This window comes from Paenarthrobacter sp. NPDC090520, from assembly GCF_044769205.1.
Classification (GTDB): domain Bacteria; phylum Actinomycetota; class Actinomycetes; order Actinomycetales; family Micrococcaceae; genus Arthrobacter.
The window spans coordinates 1-16,730 of the sequence record NZ_JBIVXM010000001.1; the positions used below are offsets into that span (position 1 = coordinate 1).

Below are 16,730 nucleotides of genomic sequence, written 5' to 3' on the forward strand. Positions count from 1 at the left end.
TCGATCATCATCCCTGCCATCCCAGTCGTGGATTCAGACACGGCCGTCTCCTTCAGATCAGGCCAGACCCCACACACCGTTATTCAGACAGTCCCACGCTCTCACCGCGGTGAGAGAGGGTTCGCCAAATGGGGCGGTTTGGTGAGAGAGGGTTCGCCGAATGGGGCGGTTTGGTGAGAGAGGGTTCGCCAAATGGGGCGGTTTGGTGAGGGAGGGTTCGCCAAATGGGGCGGTTTGGTGAGAGAAGGTTCGCCGAATGGGGCGGTTTGGTGAGAGAGGGTCAGAAGAGGCCTTGGGGGTTGCCGTCGGGGCCTACGTCCATCCGCATGGCCGCAGGCTCCTTGGGCAGTCCCGGCATGGTCATGACGGCTCCGGTCAGCGCCACTATGAAGCCCGCGCCGGTCTTGGGAATCAGTTCCCGGACATGGACGCGGAAGCCCTTGGGCGCGCCCAGCTGCGAGGCATCGTCGGTAAACGAGTATTGGGTCTTGGCCATGCAGACCGGCAGCCCGCTCCACCCGTTCTTTTCGATGTCGGAAAGCCTCTTCAGCGCGGGTACGGAGAACTCGACGCCGTCGGCCCCGTAGATCTCCTGGACGATGGTCCGGATCTTGTCCTCCACCGACATCTCCAGCGGGTACAGATGGTGGAAATTCGAGGGCGACTCCAGCGCGGCCGCCACCTTCGCGGCGAGCTCGTCCCCGCCGTCGCCTCCGCCACCCCGGCCCCACACATCAGCGACGGCGGCCTGCACGCCTTCCGCGGCGCACCACGCAAGCAGCCAATCGATCTCTTCCGGAGTGTCGGTGCTGAACTTGTTGATGGCCACCACGGGTGAGATCCCGAATTTGGCCACATTGCCCACATGCCGCTTCAGGTTCTCGACGCCTGCGGCCAAGGCTTCGACGTTGGGAACCTTGAGGTCCTCCTTGGGTACGCCGCCCTGCATCTTGAGCGCGCGGATGGTAGCCACCACCACGACGGCGGATGGGGACACGTCGGCGATCCGGGACTTGATGTCCATGTATTTCTCGGCGCCGAGGTCCGCGCCGAAGCCTGCCTCCGTGACCACGATGTCCGCCAATTGCCGGGCGGTGCTCGTGGCGATCAGCGAATTGCAGCCGTGGGCGATGTTGGCAAACGGGCCGCCATGAACCAGGGCGGGAGTCCCTGCGATGGTCTGCACCAGATTCGGTTTGATGGCGTCCTTCAGCAGCAGGGTGAGGGCCCCTTCCACGCCCAGGTCCGCGACCGTGACGGGTTTCCGGTCGAAGGTATAGCCGAAGGTGATCCGGCCCAGCCTTGTCCGGAGGTCGTCCAGGTCCGTGGCTAGGCAGAAGACCGCCATGATTTCGGAGGCGACGGTGATGTCGAAGCCGTCCTGCCGGGGCACGCCCTGCGCCGGCCCGCCGAGGCCAATGACGACGTCCCGGAGCGCGCGGTCGTTCATGTCCAGCACGCGTTTGAAGGTCATGCGGCGGGGATCGATCCCGAGCTCGTTGCCCTGGAAGATGTGGTTGTCCACCAACGCCATCAGCGCGTTGTTGGCTGAGGTGATCGCATGGAAGTCGCCGGTGAAATGCAGGTTGATGTCGTCCATGGGCAGCACTTGGGAGTAGCCGCCTCCCGTCGCCCCGCCCTTCATGCCCAGGATGGGTCCCAGGGAAGGCTCACGCAATGCGATCATCACCTTGTGCCCGGCCCGCGCGAGCGAGTCCGCCAAGCCCACAGTGGTGGTGGATTTGCCTTCGCCTGCCGGGGTAGGGGACATGGCCGAGACGAGGACTACCTTTCCGGCTGGCTTCGCGGCAGGGAGGTTGAGCAGCGCCGGATTGATCTTGGCCTTGTAGGGTCCGTAGAGCTCCAGTGCATCCAGGTTGATGCCCGCTTGTTCGGCGATTTCCTCGATGGGCCTGATCCGGGCGCGCTTGGCGATCTCCAGATCTGACAGGACGTTGTTTTCAGACATCGTTGTCCTTCGACTCGGTGCTTACGCTGTGCGCGTCAATCTACCAGCCGGCACGCCCTCACCAACGGATGTCAGCGCCCGGGAACCAGCAACCCGGAGACGGCCTCGCGGTAGCTCTCCAAAGTGATGGCGGCAGTGCGTTGCCAACCGAAGGACTCGGCGTGGGTTGCCGCCGCCCGGCCCATGTCCTCGCGGGTCCGGATATCGTCGTACAGGTCTTCCAGGGCATCGGCCCAGTCGGAAGGATCGTGCCCGTCCACCAGAATGCCGGTCCGGCCATCGGAGACGGCACGGGACAATCCGCCAACGTTGGTGGCTACCACCGGGGTACCGCACGCCTGTGCTTCCAAGGCCACCAGCCCGAAGGATTCACTGAAGGAAGGCATCACCACGACGTCCGCTGAACGGAACCAGCCGGCCAGCTCCGGTGCCACAACCGGCGGCCGGTGTGTGACGACGTTGTTCAATCCGGCCTCTTCGATGTAGTGCTGCAGGTCGAAATCCTTGGCGCCGCTAAGCGAACCAAGGATGGTCAGCTCAAGGTCGATGTCCGGGCGACGCTGCCTCAACAATCCGGCAGCCTTGACGAACACCTGTGGCCCCTTGAGGCGTTGGATCCGGCCGGCGAAAACCAGATGGAAGCTGTCCGGCCGCACCTCCCGTTCCCTGCGGGACTTGCGCCGGAACGAGGGCGTGAAGACGCGAAGGTCCACGCCGGGAGGTGCCACATCGATGCGGTCCATGTCCGCGCCATAGTGCGAAACCAGCTCCTCCGCCTCTGCGGGCGTGTTGGCGATGAGCCGGGTGGCGCCGTCGACAATCCGCTGCTCGCCCTCTTCCCGGCGCCGGGGTTCGGGCCGTTCGCCGGATTCCAGCACCAGGTTCTTGACCTTGGCCATGGTGTGCATGGTGTGGACCAGCGGAACACCCCACAGCTGGGACAACTCCAAACCCGCAACCCCTGACACCCAGTAATGCGAATGGACAGCGTCATAGCGGCCGTGCGGTTGTTGTTGCCTGATCCGGTCGATCTCCTCCACCATCTGGTGCAGCAACGCGGGCAGTTCTTCCTTGGGCAGCTTGCGGCGCGGACCGGCCATGACATTGTGGACGCAGACGTTCGGTCCGGGATGTTCGACGGCGGGCTGCCCGGCTTTGGTGGCACGGGTGAAGATCTCCACCTCCACCCCGGTTTCTGCCAAGGCCATGGCCAACGCACGCACGTAGACGTTCATGCCACCGGCATCCCCGGCCCCCGGCTGCTCCATGGGGGAGGTGTGCAAGGACAGGAACGCGACCCGACGGATCAATGTCACGGTTGACTCCTGCCCTTCATCGCAAAACCGGCTTTCCCTGCAGAAAACACTACTCCTGCCCGGAACCCACAAGGCTGCTACCGTGTCCGCTGTGAGCCAAGAAAACAGCTATGACATCCGCCCGGCCACGGACAACGACTGGCCGGGCATCTGGTCCGTGCTGGAACCGGTGATCCGCGAGGGCGAAACCTTCACGTGGGACAGGGACACCGATGAGGAAACCGCCAAGGCCAAATGGATGAAGGAAGCCCCCGGGCAAACTTTCGTGGCCGTGCGTTCAGCGGATGGTGCAATCCTTGGGACCGGCGAGTTCCATGCCAACCAGGCCGGCGGCGGCAGCCACGTAGCAAACGCAGGCTACATGGTGGGTGCCCAACATTCTGGCCAAGGCATTGCGCGGGCACTGTGCGCTTACTCCCTGAAGGAGGCCAAGGCAGCCGGGTTCCGTTCCATCCAATTCAACGCAGTGGTGGAAAGCAACGTCCGCGCCGTGTGGCTGTGGCAGTCCATGGGCTTCAAGATCCTTGCCACGGTTCCCGAGGCCTTCAACCACCCTGAGATTGGCTACGTGGGCCTGCACGTCATGTATCAGAAGCTCTAGTGTTCCACCCACAACTGCGCCAGCTCGGGGAAACTGTCCTCATAGCCCTCCAGGAGCTGCCGGCCCAGATCCGCCGAACCCACCAGGGGATGGGCCGCGAAGGCCTGGAGCGCAGCCTTGCGGCTGCCTTCCCGGACGGCCTGGATGGTGAGCCGTTCCACCTCCTTGACGTGCCGCATCAAGGTGAGGAACTGCCCGCCGGGACGCTCCTGCGCAAGCGGCAACGCGCCGTCGGACGTCACCTGGCAGGGAACCTCGACGACGGCGTCCGCCGGCAACCCGGGCACGGCCACCTTCGCGGTGGCCACCCCGGCGACGGGTGCCACGGTGGCCACCCCGGCGACGGGTGCCACGGTGGAGTTGGGCACATTCAGGATCAACTCGGTGGCCCCGGACGACGAACCGGAGAGCGCCCGCATCACCGCCAAAGCCACCCGTTCGTAGCCGCCACCGGCCAAGTCCGACTCGTCCCGCTGTTCGCCCTCTTCGCGCGACTCAGCCAAATAGCCCTCCTCGCGGGACAGCCGGGCAGCGTCCCATCGGGCATACGCATCGGCGGAACCAGCCAAGCCAGGGTAGAGCGCTGCCTGCTGCCCATGGATGGAGGCCCCGCGCGTCTCGGACTGCCTGCGGATGGCCTGCGTGGCGTGGTGCGTTTCGTAGTAGTAATACAGGTACTCGTTGGGGAGGCAACCGAGCAGTTCCAGCATGTGCTGGCCAAACAGCCGGCCCTCCTCCATCGAGGCGAGCGCGTCGTGGCTGGACAGCAACCCGGGCAGCAGGTCCGTTCCTGCCGGCGCCAACCGGTAAAGCCAACCGAGGTGGTTCAGCCCGTAGTAGCCCACGCCGTCGAGCCGCCCGTCCGGCAGCGGCGTCCCCGCAGCCGCCGCGGCCCGCTTCACCAGGCCGCCGGCCGAATCGCAGATGCCGATCACCCGCTTGCCCAGAACGGGCACCAATGCCTCGGTGACCATCCCGGCGGGATTGGTGAAGTTGATGAGCCAAGCATCGGGGCAGTGCACCCGCATGGCCTCGGCGAGTTCGAGCATCCGGGGGATGGAACGCAGCGCGTAGGAGATGCCGCCCGCTCCGGTTGTTTCCTGGCCCAGGACGCCCAGGTCCAAAGCCACGCGTTCGTCGACCATCCGGCCTGCCGTCCCGCCTGGACGGATCGCCGCGAACACCATGCGCGTCCCGGCCAGCGCCTGGCCAAGGTCCGTGGAAACCACGACGGCGGGACGGGAACCTTCCGGTACCGGCATGGCCGCCAGGACCGACTCGATCGCCACCAGACGTGAGGCATCCACGTCGTACAGGATCAGCTCGTCCACGAGCCCGGCAAAAGGACCCGAACACAAGGCTCGGTACACAAGGGGAACCCGGAATCCGCCGCCGCCGGCGATCATGAGCCGCATGGTCCGAGTCTATGCAGCCCCGAACGTGCAGCGTAGTCTGCCGTGCATGGATGCCATGCCCCAGCGTCGCTATGATCCCCTTGCCTCCGTTCGGTCCGATGGCGAAAACCAGTGCGATCTCCTGCTCACCGGAACGGTTTTCCAGGACATCATCTTCACGGGCCTTCCGCACGCACCCGAACCCGGCACCGAAGTGTGGAGCGAAGGCATGGGCAGTTGCCCTGGCGGCGTGGCCAATCAGGCGATCGCTGCGGCCCGCCTGGGTCTGCGGACCAATCTGGCCGCCACTTTCGGCGACGACGGGTACGGCGACTACAACTGGGAGATCCTGGAAACCCAGGAGCATGTGGATCTCTCCTTGTCCCGGCGCGTGCCCGGCTGGCACTCGCCGGTGACGGTGTCCATGTGCGTCAACCAGGACCGGTCCATGGTGACCCACGGGCACCCGGCACCGGTGAACGCCTCGGAACTCATCGGCCTTCCGCCCAAGGCGCTCGCGGCCGTAGCGGACCTCGGCGAGGAACTGGAACCGTGGATGCTCGCCGCCAAGACAGCCGGTACCAAGCTTTTCGGCGTGGTGGGCTGGGATCCGAGCGGCGAATGGTCCCAACGCAGGCTGGAGCAGCTGGAGCATTACCACGCGTTCTTGCCCAACGCGCCCGAGGCCATGGCCTTCACCGGGAAAGCCGACCCTTGGGCGGCGCTCTATTCGTTGGCGGACCGTGTTCCCGTGGCGGTGGTGACGCTCGGGCCGCAGGGGGCCATGGCCGTCGATTCCGAGACCGGCGAGGAGGAATGGGTGCCCTCGTTGCCCGTCTCCGCCTCGGATCCCACGGGGGCAGGGGACTGCTTCGGGGCGGCGTTCATTGTGGGCAGCCTCGCGGGTTGGAAGCTGGGGGACCGCCTCAGGTTCGCGAACCTCTGTGCCTCGCTGGCCGTACAGCAGGTGGGCGGCTCCCTGGCAGCTCCGGGCTGGGGCGACATTGCCGACTGGTGGCAGAGGGCCAACGCGCGGAAGGAGCGCCAGTCAAGCCAGTGGCTGCGGCGGTTCGCTTTCCTTGAGCCGATCGTGCGGGACATCCCGGCCGAGGCGCAGCGGCGGGCCCGGGCGACCATTGCGCACCTGTCCGACGCGCGGTAGTTGGCCATGCCAAGGGCGCAGCGCAGTTAACCCCGGTTCACCCACAGCACTAGAATCTCTAGGGTGACTTACGAAGCAGCAGCAGATATCGGGATCGGGTCCAAGCCCTCCATAGCAAAGTCGGCAATGCTTGAACGCTCGGCCGTGATCGACCTCGAAGCTGTTCGGCACAACGTTCGCCAGTTCGTCGGTATCGCTTCGCCCGCCTCCGTCATGGCCGTCGTCAAGGCCGACGCGTATGGACACGGAGCGGTGCAGGTTGCCCGTGCCGCCCTTGAAGCCGGGGCCTCCTGGTTGGGTGTTGCCCATATTTCCGAAGCACTCGCCCTGCGCGCGGCGGGCATCGATGCGCCCTTGCTTGCCTGGCTGCACACCCGCGAGAGCAACTTCCAAGCGGCAGTCGCCGCCGGCATCGACGTCGGAATTTCCGGCTGGGAACTGGACTCCGTAGTGGCGGCAGCCCGTGACCAGGAACGCCCCGCGCGCGTGCACCTCAAAATCGATACCGGACTGGGCCGCAACGGCTGCACCATCGCCGACTGGGACCAGCTCCTGGGCCAGGCCATGGAGTACCAGGACGAGGGCCTGCTGCGCGTGGTGGGGATCTTCTCCCACCTGGCCGTTGCCGATGAACCGCAGCGGCCGGAAACCGATGAGCAACTTACGGTCTTCCGCGATGCCCTGGCCATGGCCGAGGACGCCGGGGTGGACACCGAAGTCCGGCACATCGCCAACACTCCTGCCACGTTGTCCCGGCCCGACTCGCATTTCGACCTGGTCCGCGTGGGCCTGGGCGTCTACGGTCTCTCGCCATTCCAGGGAGCGACTTCCGCAGAACTCGGCCTCCGCCCGGCCATGACGGTCCGGACACTTCTTTCCAACTGCAAGAAAGTTCCCGAAGGCCAAGGCGTGTCCTACGGACTGAACTACCACACCGCCACCGAAAGCACGCTTGGGCTGATCCCGCTGGGATACGCGGATGGTGTGCCACGTGTTGCTACGGGCGGGCCGGTCCGCGTGAACGGGGTCACCTACCCCGTGGTGGGTCGGATCGCCATGGACCAGATGGTCATTGACCTTGGACCCCTCACGGAAGAGGAAGCTGCCGGACTCAAGGGCAGCGAAGCGGTGATGTTCGGCGACGGGACGAACGGCGGACCCACGGCCGACGACTGGGCTGCCGAAGCGGGGACCATCAACTACGAGATCGTCACCCGCATCAGCCCCCGCGTTCCCCGGACCTACGTCAACGAGGTTCCCTCGGCGGCCGAGGTCGCAGCGGCATCGAAGGCAGCCGCCCTGTGAACAGCACGCCCGCCAATTGGGAACGCAGTGTTAAAGTCACGACGTCGGATCAGACCCACGCGCTCGCCGCAGCGCTCGGTGGGGTACTTGAGGCCGGAGACCTGCTGGTCCTGACTGGTGAACTGGGGGCCGGGAAGACGACCTTCACCCAGGGACTCGGAGAAGGCCTCGGTGTGCGGTCCGGCATCATCTCACCCACGTTCGTCCTGGTCAGGATCCATCCAAACCTGCCTGACGGTCCGCGTCCCGGCGGCCCGGACCTGGTCCATGTGGATGCCTACCGCCTGGAGTCGTCGGGGGAGATTGACGACATCGACCTTGAAAACACCATGGACACCTCGGTCACTGTGGTGGAGTGGGGCCGCGACCGGGTGGAGCACCTGTCCGAGAGCCGGCTGGACGTGGACCTGCACCGCTCGGTTGGCGGTGAGGCCGCGCCCGGTGGTCAGGTCCTCGACTTTGACACCGAGGACGACGACGAGCCACGCACCATCGTCTTCCGCGGCTTCGGCCCACGCTGGCTGGAAGCCCCCGCACTCCTTGAAACCACACTTCCCGAAGGGGGCAACTGATGCTGATCCTGGCCATCGACACCTCGGCCGTGGCAAGTGCCGCACTGATTTCCGAGGATGCCATGGAAGGCGTGGTGGACTCCTTCGCCACGGAAGACACACGCAGCCACGCTGAGGTCCTTGCGCCGGGAATCGAGAAGCTCCTGGCTGGCGCCGGGGTCACGGGAGCCGACATCGACGCGATCGTCACCGGCGTGGGCCCGGGTCCGTTCACGGGTCTCCGCTCCGGCATCGCCACAGCCCGGACCCTGGCCTTCGTCTGGAACAAGCCCCTCTACGGCCTGATGAGCCTCGACGCGATCGCGTTGGAAGTAGCGGAATCCACTGCCGCTGTCCCGGAGTTCCTCGTGGCAACGGATGCCCGGCGCAAAGAGGTGTACTGGGCCCGCTACACCCTCGCCGAGGGCCAGCTTCCGGAGCTCGTGGACGGACCCCATGTGGGCTTCGCCGCCGACCTCCCGGACCTCCCCGTTTTCGGTGCCGGTGCCGGGCTCTACGCAGAGGTGCTCAACGCGAACGAGGATTTCGTGGAAACGCAACCGGACGCCGCTTCGCTGGGACAATTTGCCTTGGCCAAGCTCACGGCAGGGCAGGAGCTCCTTGATTCAACGCCGCTCTACCTGCGGGAGTCCGATGCCCAGGTTCCCGGCCCACGGAAGCGGGCGCTCTGATGAAGCTCTCACCCCAACTTGAACTCGAGGGCGTCTCCCTGCGGGACATGACCGAGGCGGATGTCGCTGCCGTCGACGCCCTCGAACGCCGCCTGTTCCCTGTGGACGCCTGGCCGCTGCAGATGTTCTTCGATGAGCTCTCGCAGCCGGAGACCCGTCGGTACGTCGTGGCCGAGGCGGCGGGGGAGATCATCGCCTACGCCGGGTTGATGTGCATCGAGCCCATTGCGGATGTCCAGACGATCGCCGTCGTTCCTGAATTCGAAGGCAAGGGCATCGGCTCCGCGATCCTCACCGAACTGATCGAGGAAGCACGGCGCCGCCGTGCGGCCGACGTCCTGCTGGAGGTGCGCGCGGACAATCCCCGTGCCCAACAGCTGTACCTGCGTTTTGGGTTCGAGCAGATCCACATCCGTCCCCGCTACTACCGCGACGGCACGGATGCCCTGATCATGCGCTTGCCGCTGGACAACTCCACCCCAACCGAAGGAGCCTCCGCGTGAGCGCCGCACTTTCCACGCAGCCGCTGGTGCTGGGCATCGAGTCGTCCTGCGACGAGACCGGCGTCGGGATCGTGCGCGGAACCACGCTCCTGACCAACACGGTGTCCTCGTCCATGGACGAGCACGTGCGGTTCGGCGGTGTCATCCCGGAGATTGCTTCCCGCGCCCACCTGGACGCCTTCGTGCCCACTTTGCAGGAATCCCTCCATGAAGCCGGGGTGACCCTCGATGACATCGACGCCATCGCCGTCACCTCGGGACCAGGCCTGGCCGGAGCGCTGATGGTGGGTGTCTGCGCGGCCAAGGCCCTCGCCGTTGCTACCGGCAAGCCGCTCTACGCGATCAACCATTTGGTGGCCCACGTCGGAGTCGGGTTGCTGGATGCAAAGAACGACGGCGGTGCTGCCGCCGGCCTCGGTGCCGGGGAACTGCCGGAGAACCTCGGCGCACTCCTGGTTTCAGGAGGCCATACGGAGATCCTGCGGATCCGCAGCATCACCGACGACGTAGAGCTGCTCGGCTCCACTATTGATGACGCCGCAGGCGAAGCCTATGACAAGGTGGCCCGCATCCTTGGCCTCGGCTATCCCGGCGGTCCAGCCATCGACAAACTGGCGCGGCAGGGAAATCCGAAGTCCATCCGCTTCCCGCGCGGCCTGACGCAGCCCAAATACATGGGAACCGCCGAAGAGAAAGGCCCGCACCGCTACGACTGGTCGTTCAGTGGCTTGAAGACCGCTGTGGCCCGCTGCGTGGAACAGTTCGAAGCCCGTGGCGAAGACGTCCCCGTGGCTGATATCGCTGCGGCGTTCCAGGAAGCCGTGGTGGACGTCATTACGTCCAAAGCGGTGCTGGCCTGCAGGGAACACGGCATCACGGATCTCCTGTTGGGCGGTGGCGTCGCTGCCAACTCGCGGCTTCGCGAACTGACGGGTCAGCGCTGCGCCTCGGCCGGCATCAAGCTCCACGTTCCGCCCTTGAACCTGTGCACGGACAACGGTGCCATGGTTGCGGCTCTTGGTGCGCAGCTCATCATGGCTGGCATTGGTCCCAGTGGAGTGTCCTTCGCCCCGGATTCGTCCATGCCGGTAACCACGGTGTCGGTCCCCGAGTAGCCCCGGGTTGCTTGGGAGGGGACGTTAGGCGTCCGGTCCTTTGCGCATTTGCTGCACGAGGTCCATCACCACAGCCTGGAGGTCGCCGTTGTGCTCGGCTGCCACGCGGCGCTGGCGCTGGTAGCTCGCGCCCCGTTCGATGATCCGGGCCACATCCGCGAGTTCCTCGGAGCAGCCGAGTTCGGCGGCGATGGGGCCCAGGCGCTCGAGGGTTTCGGTCAGATGGTCGGTCACCAGCTTCTCGTTGCCCTCGGCGTCGAGGATGATGATTGCTTCCATGCCGTACCGCGCCGCGCGCCACTTGTTTTCCTGGACGTGCCACGGCGGCATGGTGGGGATGGTTCCTCCGGCGTCGAGGATGCCGGAGAACTCATGGACCAGGCACTGCGTCAGCGCTGCGATCGCGCCCACTTCTTCAAGGGTGGCCAGGCCATCGCAAATGCGCATCTCGATGGTGCCCAGGGCGGCAACCGGGCGGATGTCCCAGCGAATCTCCGAGATCGCGTCGATGACGCCGGTGGTAAACATGTCCTGGACATAGGCCTCGTACCCTTCCCAGGCGTCGAACTGGAACGGAAGTCCCGCCGTCGGAAGCTGTTGGAACATCAGGGCGCGCTGGGAGGCGTAGCCCGTTTCCTCGCCTGCCCAGTAGGGGCTGGACGCGGACAGTGCCTGGAAGTGCGGGAAGTAATTGACCAGGCCGTCCAGGATGGGCAGGACCTTGTCCTTGCGGTCGATGCCCACGTGGACGTGCACGCCGTAGATCACCATTTGGCGCCCCCACCACTGGGTGCGCTCAATCAGCTTTGCGTAGCGTTCCTTGTCCGTAACCGGCTGGAGCAGCGGAGGGCTGAAAGGGTGGCTGCCTGCGCAGAACACCTCCACACCCATGGTGTCGGTGACTTCGCGGACGGCGGCCAGGGAGCGGCTGAGGTCTTCCTTGGCCTCTTTGACCGTTTCGCAGACCCCAGTGACAAGTTCGACGGTGTTGAGGAGGAGTTCGCGCTTGATGTGCGGGTGCTCGTCGTCCTCGTTGAGGTCGGGGTGGTTGGCGGCGACGCCTTTCAGGACATCGTTGGCGACCGAGACCAGTTCCCCTGTCCGTGCGTTGACGAGCGCCAGCTCCCATTCCACACCCAGTGTCGATTGCCTGGATGGCGCAAAATCAATCTGCACGTAGTCCCCTCGTTATGTTCGTCGCGCTTCCCCGCTGCGGGGCCGCCAGCGGTCGGCTCAAGTCTAGTGCAGCGGCCCGGTCCGGAGATGCCGGAATTACCCTCCATGAATTGATAATGAGAATGATTCTTAACTAGAATGATGGCATGCACCTCTCCATCGTCAGTTCCCTGGACAGTCATTGCCGCGAAGTGGCGGCAGCCCGGCTCGGCCGGACCCACAGCAACTCCGCCGTCGTTTTCCATGACCTGCTGGATGGCTCCGTGGTCCTCCGCCGCGTATACCGGGATGGTCAACTCTTTGAGCGCGAATCCACCGTCCTCGAGCATGGATGCCTGAGCTGCACTGTGCGGCTGGACATTATTCCGACGGCGGAGCGGCTCGCCTCGTGCGGCTTCGACCACGCGGTCCTTGCCCTGCCGCCGGGGGTGGCCGCGGGCATGGTGGTAGCCGAACTCCGACAACGCCCGGGGAATTCGCTGGTGATCGACAATGCGGTACTGGCCCTGGATCCGGCCGACGTTGAAGACCATGTCTGGGACCGCCATACCCTGTTCGAATCCGGGTTCACGTCCATGCCGCAGGATGACCGCACCAGTGGGGAATTCCTCATTGGCGAATTCGGTCAGGTGGACACCGTCATGCTGTCTGCGGGCTTGGGGGCCGAGCTCGCGGGTGATTCGCGGTTGGATTCGGAGGCCTGGGGATCCGGAGTTGAATTGCTCGGTGAACTGGCTCCGCATGCCGCTGTGGTGGGCTCCGCCGATGAGTTCAGGCCGGGATGCTATGACGATGCCGAAGCGACAGCCCGGACCAAGCCCGGTACGGTGCGCATTCCGCTCGATGAAGCTCCCGGGCTTTTCAGTACTGTCCTGCACAAGGCGGCAAGGCCGCTCCATCCTGGGCGCTTTCGGGAGGCCTTGCCCCAACTGGCGGCGGGAACCCACTGGATGCGGGGTCGCCTATGGATTGCGTCCGCGGCGGGGGTCCGGATTGCCATCCAGGGCATTGGTCCCCGCGTGTGGCTGGAAAGCACTGGGCCTTGGTTGGCGGACGCGGCCGGTACCGCAGGTCCGGGAGCCGACGTCGACGCCGTCCTCGACTGGCATCCCCGCCATGGTGACCGCGGTACGGTCCTGGCCATCACTGGGCGCTCGGAGGACGTCGACCCCGGGGAGATCCGCCGCCTGCTGGACGATTGCCAGGTCACCGAGGCGGAAATGGCGCTGCATCCGGGGGAATGGAACGACCCCTTCGAGCTCAGTGAAACCCTTTGATCCCTACAACACAAGGAGAATAACCATGAAAGTCAGGAACTCGCTCCGCGCGCTGAAGAAGATCCCTGGAGCGCAGATCGTCCGCCGGCGCGGGCGAACGTTTGTCATCAACAAAAAGAACCCTCGCATGAAGGCGCGGCAGGGCTGATCCATCCCGTGGGCAAGCTGGCAAAATAAATATGACTTATTCACCCGGCTTGCCCCTTGGAGTTGTTTAATGAGTGCATGCCCATCCTGAACAAAGACATGGCCCTCTGCATCTCGCTTGCTGCCCGACCCAGCAACATCGGAACCAGGTTCCACAACTACCTCTATGACCTGCTCGGACTGAACTTTGTCTACAAGGCCTTCGCGCCCGCGGACATTACCCTCGCCGTGGCCGGAATCAGGGGCCTTCCCATTCGTGGTGCGGCGGTATCAATGCCCTACAAGGAGGCCGTTATCCCACTGGTGGATGTGATGGACCCGTCCGCCAAGGCCATCGACTCCGTCAACACCATCGTCAACAACGATGGCGTGCTGACTGCTTACAACACCGACTACATCGCTATTGCCCGGCTCTTGAAGGATCATGAAGTGCCCACAACGCACTCGGTCCTCCTGCGGGGAGCGGGCGGCATGGCCAAGGCTGTGGCCGCTGCTTTGCGGGATGCCGGCTTCACCAACGTGACCATCGTGGCACGTAACGAAACCGCGGGCAGGGCGCTCGCTGGACTCTACGGCTTCGGATGGCAGGATGACGTCAACGGAGCCACCGCCGATCTCATCATCAACGTCACGCCGCTGGGCATGGCTGGGGCCGACGAGACTGCCCAGTCCTTCGACGATTCCACCATCGCTGCGGCGATGGCGGTGTTCGATGTGGTGGCCTTGCCGTCGGAAACGCCTCTCATCGCTGCGGCCCGCAGGGCGGGCAAGCCGGTCATTACGGGAGCGGAGGTCATTGCGATCCAAGCCGAGGAGCAGTTTGTCCTCTACACCGGCGTCAGGCCAACGCCGGAACAGGTTCGTCAAGCCTCGGAGTTCTCCCGTCGCTGACGTTCGGATGTCCTAGTCCGATCCAGTCTGAGAGTCTGCCGTCGGTATACGCTTCGTGAGGGATTAATCATTTCGATGGATTAATCAGAATCCTTACGAAATTGGTGGAGCAGCAGTGACGTTCGACATTGATACGGGCAGGACTCTGGCGGTGGTGGCTGCCTCGAAGCAGCGCATGGAACAGCTCCCAGCCGTTCAGGCCAAGTTGAGGCATGTGTGTGATGACATTCGTGGCGCACTGCGGAGTGGGCCCGTCTATACGGCGATGGAGAGTTACGAAGACTCTGTACTCACGGTGGATGTCCATGGGCTGGCGCGGCGAACGGCCAACGTCTTTGGTGGTACCCGCGAGGCGGTAGCTGCCTACGTGGCGTGCGACGAGGCCATGGCGGCCACGGCCCTGGCGAATGCCCGCAGCATCGTGGTGTTGCGCCCCGGAGATTTGCCGCTGGACATGTCCTACTGGAATCCCAACTCCAGGGATTTCCCACGTGACATGTCCCCTTGGAATCCGGCGAAGTAGGGCTGTCGTGTACCAGGTTGATGCATCCGCGATGGATGGATGGCCGGACCCTGACGCGTTGGAGATGGCGGCGAATCCGTTGACGGAGAATGCGCAAGGCATCGTGAACATTGTGCAAATGGCGGCGTCGGAGTGGTCTGCCATGGCTGATGCGTACCGGGCTCCGGAGGCACCGGAATTGTTGGCCTTGTTCAAGCCGGTAACCCAAAAGAGTGAGGGGATCCGGGCCGGTCTTGCTGTGGTGTATCGGGCGTTGATGGCGTATGCGGATGACATCCGAGACCTGAACCGGCGTCGTGCTTTGTTGCTGGATGAGATCGGGCAGTTTCATCGCGAGCGGGACCGGTATGAGGAGCGGGCGGCGTTCATGGAGCAAGCGGGTGACCTGCTGGCTTCGTCGGGCGGTGCTGCTCTTGCTTTGCGGGCCGCGGACCTGGAGCGCCGGGTGCGGTTGCTGGCCTCGCAGCATGAACAAGCGCAGCAGGACTGCGCCCGCCAGATCAATCGCATCTATTCGATCGACCCGTCAGTTCCGGTGTATTACGACGGCGGAGCGGCGAGGGAGTTCCGGGCGGACTTCACCAGGTTCCGGTTGCAAAAGTTGGAGGCCAGCGGTGGGGGCGGCACTGAAGGTGCTGTGGAGACGTTGGCCCTGCTGAAGTCCATGTCGGCCGGGGAGTTGCTGGACTACGGTTCGGCTGAGACGGATTACCTCCGCAACGGGCTCAAGGCCCAGCCGGCCGTTGCCTACGTCCAAGGATGGTGGACTGGGCTGACCTCCGAGCAACAGGCGGCGTTGTTGGTGGCCGCACCGGGGATCATCGGAAACCTCAACGGGATCCCATATGCGGTCAGGGCGAAGGCCAACCGTGCCAACCTTGACGCGATCTTCACCGACACCCGGACGAGCGAGGGGGACAAGGCAGTGCTGCGGGTGATCTACGATTCACTCCTTCCTGCCGACGACAGGACGGATGCTCCGCCGCGAAGCATCGTGTCCTTCACGCCGGATGACAATTCCAAGCCACTGGTGGCCATCGCGATCGGGGACCTGGACACAGCAGCCAATGTGACCTGGAATGTCCCGGGCATGAAAACCACCGTGGCTGACGGCTTGGAATCATGGACGAAGTCGGCACAGGACCTCTATGACGGACAAGGGCGTGCAGTCGAGGGGACCGGGAACTTGAGTCGTGCTGTTGTCTCTTGGGTTGGCTATGACACTCCCGAGGCTCCGCCGAGTGGTGAGGTGTTGTCGACAGACTTGGCCAAGGCTGGCGGGGTGAAGCTGGCCGCGGCGTTGGATGGCTTCAGCGAGACCCGCGCCGTATTAGGGGAGAACGCCATGAAACTGAACGTTGTGGCCCATTCCTATGGGACCACTACGGCCTCTTATGCCTTGAAGACCATCTCGCATGAGGTCGCGACGGCTACGTTCTTTGGCTCTGCTGGGATTGCAGGGCAGGATGTCGGGTCTACAGAGGATCTGCATGTTTCTAAAGACATCGACGGCGGGGCCGAGGTTTATCTGACCGCGGCGAGCGAAGACCGGGTGGCGCCCTGGGGGATTATGGGGAGTGGGCTGCGGGGTCGCGAGGGGCGCCTCGATCCAACTGGTGAGTGGTTTGGGGGTAAGACCTTCTCATCCGAAGGCGGCTACGATCCGGACACCGGCCACTTCTATAAGCGGACCACCGGCCACGATGCCAAAGGGTGGGCAGTGAATGGCAGCGGAAACTCATTGTTCGCCGCCACTGAACTCCACGGCTACCTCGACCCGGACACCGAGTCTGCGCGCAACATCGCCATGACCTCAACTGGACGAGGCGGCCAGATCAAGCACCTTTTACCACTGCGCCGCGAAACACAAGCGGGCTACGGCGGCATGTACTTTTCGAATGGGTCGTGGATCGAACGTGACCTGACTCTTCAGGAACTTGCGGAGGAACGAGGCAAATGACAGCGACAAAGTCCAACCGCAAAGCGTGGTTGGTATCGGTGATGGTGGGGTGCTTCATGGTGTCAGGGTGCAGTGCAAACCAAGCGGGTGGTGGCCAAGGCGGGGGTCCGGGGCCAGGGCAGCGGAGCGCCGCGGAGGTGTTCACGGA

The 16,730-nt window shown here is 64.5% G+C and carries 16 protein-coding genes; 12 read left to right on the top strand and 4 right to left on the bottom strand.

Annotated features, from left to right (window positions below; genetic code table 11):
• Positions 1-280 precede the first annotated feature (280 nt).
• Complete coding sequence (locus ACIQTZ_RS00005) at positions 281-1,969, bottom strand: formate--tetrahydrofolate ligase (RefSeq protein WP_402976332.1); 1,689 nt, start codon at positions 1,967-1,969, stop codon at positions 281-283.
• Between the two features lie 71 nt (positions 1,970-2,040).
• The gene (gene mshA / locus ACIQTZ_RS00010; protein WP_402976335.1) at positions 2,041-3,285 is read right to left on the bottom strand and encodes a D-inositol-3-phosphate glycosyltransferase; all 1,245 of its coding nucleotides are present in this window, start codon (positions 3,283-3,285) and stop codon (positions 2,041-2,043) included.
• Positions 3,286-3,367: 82 nt separating this feature from the next.
• On the opposite strand from mshA, the gene ACIQTZ_RS00015 reads away from it, so the two are divergent.
• Entirely contained in the window at positions 3,368-3,886 is a 519-nt protein-coding gene (locus tag ACIQTZ_RS00015) for a GNAT family N-acetyltransferase (protein ID WP_402976338.1), read from the top strand.
• Here ACIQTZ_RS00015 and ACIQTZ_RS00020 read toward each other — a convergent pair.
• On the bottom strand, positions 3,883-5,301 hold the full coding sequence (locus ACIQTZ_RS00020) for a 6-phospho-beta-glucosidase (protein ID WP_402976341.1): 1,419 nt from the start codon (positions 5,299-5,301) through the stop codon (positions 3,883-3,885). The genes ACIQTZ_RS00015 and ACIQTZ_RS00020 overlap by 4 nt on opposite strands.
• A gap of 46 nt (positions 5,302-5,347) precedes the next feature.
• Between ACIQTZ_RS00020 and ACIQTZ_RS00025 the strand changes: the two genes are divergently transcribed.
• From ACIQTZ_RS00025 to tsaD, 6 genes are all read left to right on the top strand, one after another.
• Positions 5,348-6,442: a carbohydrate kinase family protein gene (locus tag ACIQTZ_RS00025; protein WP_402976344.1), complete on the top strand. Its 1,095-nt coding sequence runs from the start codon at positions 5,348-5,350 to the stop codon at positions 6,440-6,442.
• A gap of 63 nt (positions 6,443-6,505) precedes the next feature.
• On the top strand, positions 6,506-7,747 hold the full coding sequence (gene alr / locus ACIQTZ_RS00030; RefSeq protein WP_402976347.1) for an alanine racemase: 1,242 nt from the start codon (positions 6,506-6,508) through the stop codon (positions 7,745-7,747).
• Positions 7,744-8,319: a tRNA (adenosine(37)-N6)-threonylcarbamoyltransferase complex ATPase subunit type 1 TsaE gene (gene tsaE / locus ACIQTZ_RS00035; RefSeq protein WP_400329229.1), complete on the top strand. Its 576-nt coding sequence runs from the start codon at positions 7,744-7,746 to the stop codon at positions 8,317-8,319. Before alr ends, tsaE begins: the two co-directional genes overlap by 4 nt.
• Complete coding sequence (gene tsaB, locus ACIQTZ_RS00040; RefSeq protein ID WP_402976350.1) at positions 8,319-8,990, top strand: tRNA (adenosine(37)-N6)-threonylcarbamoyltransferase complex dimerization subunit type 1 TsaB; 672 nt, start codon at positions 8,319-8,321, stop codon at positions 8,988-8,990. Before tsaE ends, tsaB begins: the two co-directional genes overlap by 1 nt.
• Positions 8,990-9,493, top strand: a complete 504-nt coding sequence (rimI, locus tag ACIQTZ_RS00045; RefSeq protein WP_402976353.1) for a ribosomal protein S18-alanine N-acetyltransferase — start codon at positions 8,990-8,992, stop codon at positions 9,491-9,493. Before tsaB ends, rimI begins: the two co-directional genes overlap by 1 nt.
• The gene (gene tsaD / locus ACIQTZ_RS00050) at positions 9,490-10,608 is read left to right on the top strand and encodes a tRNA (adenosine(37)-N6)-threonylcarbamoyltransferase complex transferase subunit TsaD (protein WP_402976356.1); all 1,119 of its coding nucleotides are present in this window, start codon (positions 9,490-9,492) and stop codon (positions 10,606-10,608) included. The genes rimI and tsaD overlap by 4 nt, the downstream gene beginning before the upstream one ends.
• 24 nt (positions 10,609-10,632) lie before the next feature.
• Here the strand turns inward: tsaD and ACIQTZ_RS00055 are convergent, their stop codons facing one another.
• Positions 10,633-11,784, bottom strand: a complete 1,152-nt coding sequence (locus ACIQTZ_RS00055) for a glutamate--cysteine ligase (RefSeq protein WP_402944535.1) — start codon at positions 11,782-11,784, stop codon at positions 10,633-10,635.
• Between the two features lie 146 nt (positions 11,785-11,930).
• Between ACIQTZ_RS00055 and ACIQTZ_RS00060 the strand changes: the two genes are divergently transcribed.
• The 5 genes from ACIQTZ_RS00060 (at position 11,931) to ACIQTZ_RS00080 (ending at position 16,582) form a co-directional block, all read left to right on the top strand.
• Positions 11,931-13,061, top strand: a complete 1,131-nt coding sequence (locus ACIQTZ_RS00060; RefSeq protein ID WP_402976359.1) for a GTP-binding protein — start codon at positions 11,931-11,933, stop codon at positions 13,059-13,061.
• Between the two features lie 25 nt (positions 13,062-13,086).
• Positions 13,087-13,209 carry a type B 50S ribosomal protein L36 gene (gene ykgO / locus ACIQTZ_RS00065; RefSeq protein WP_011693081.1) on the top strand — a complete coding sequence of 41 codons (123 nt, stop codon included), beginning with the start codon at positions 13,087-13,089 and terminating at the stop codon, positions 13,207-13,209.
• Between the two features lie 77 nt (positions 13,210-13,286).
• Positions 13,287-14,099, top strand: a complete 813-nt coding sequence (locus tag ACIQTZ_RS00070) for a shikimate 5-dehydrogenase (RefSeq protein ID WP_402976362.1) — start codon at positions 13,287-13,289, stop codon at positions 14,097-14,099.
• A 115-nt stretch (positions 14,100-14,214) separates the two neighbouring features.
• A complete protein-coding gene (locus tag ACIQTZ_RS00075) occupies positions 14,215-14,622 on the top strand; it encodes a DUF6507 family protein (protein WP_402976365.1) in 408 nt (135 codons plus the stop codon).
• Positions 14,623-14,629: 7 nt separating this feature from the next.
• Positions 14,630-16,582 (top strand): alpha/beta hydrolase, encoded by a 1,953-nt coding sequence (locus ACIQTZ_RS00080; protein ID WP_402976368.1) that lies wholly within the window; start codon positions 14,630-14,632, stop codon positions 16,580-16,582.
• Positions 16,583-16,730 lie beyond the last annotated feature (148 nt).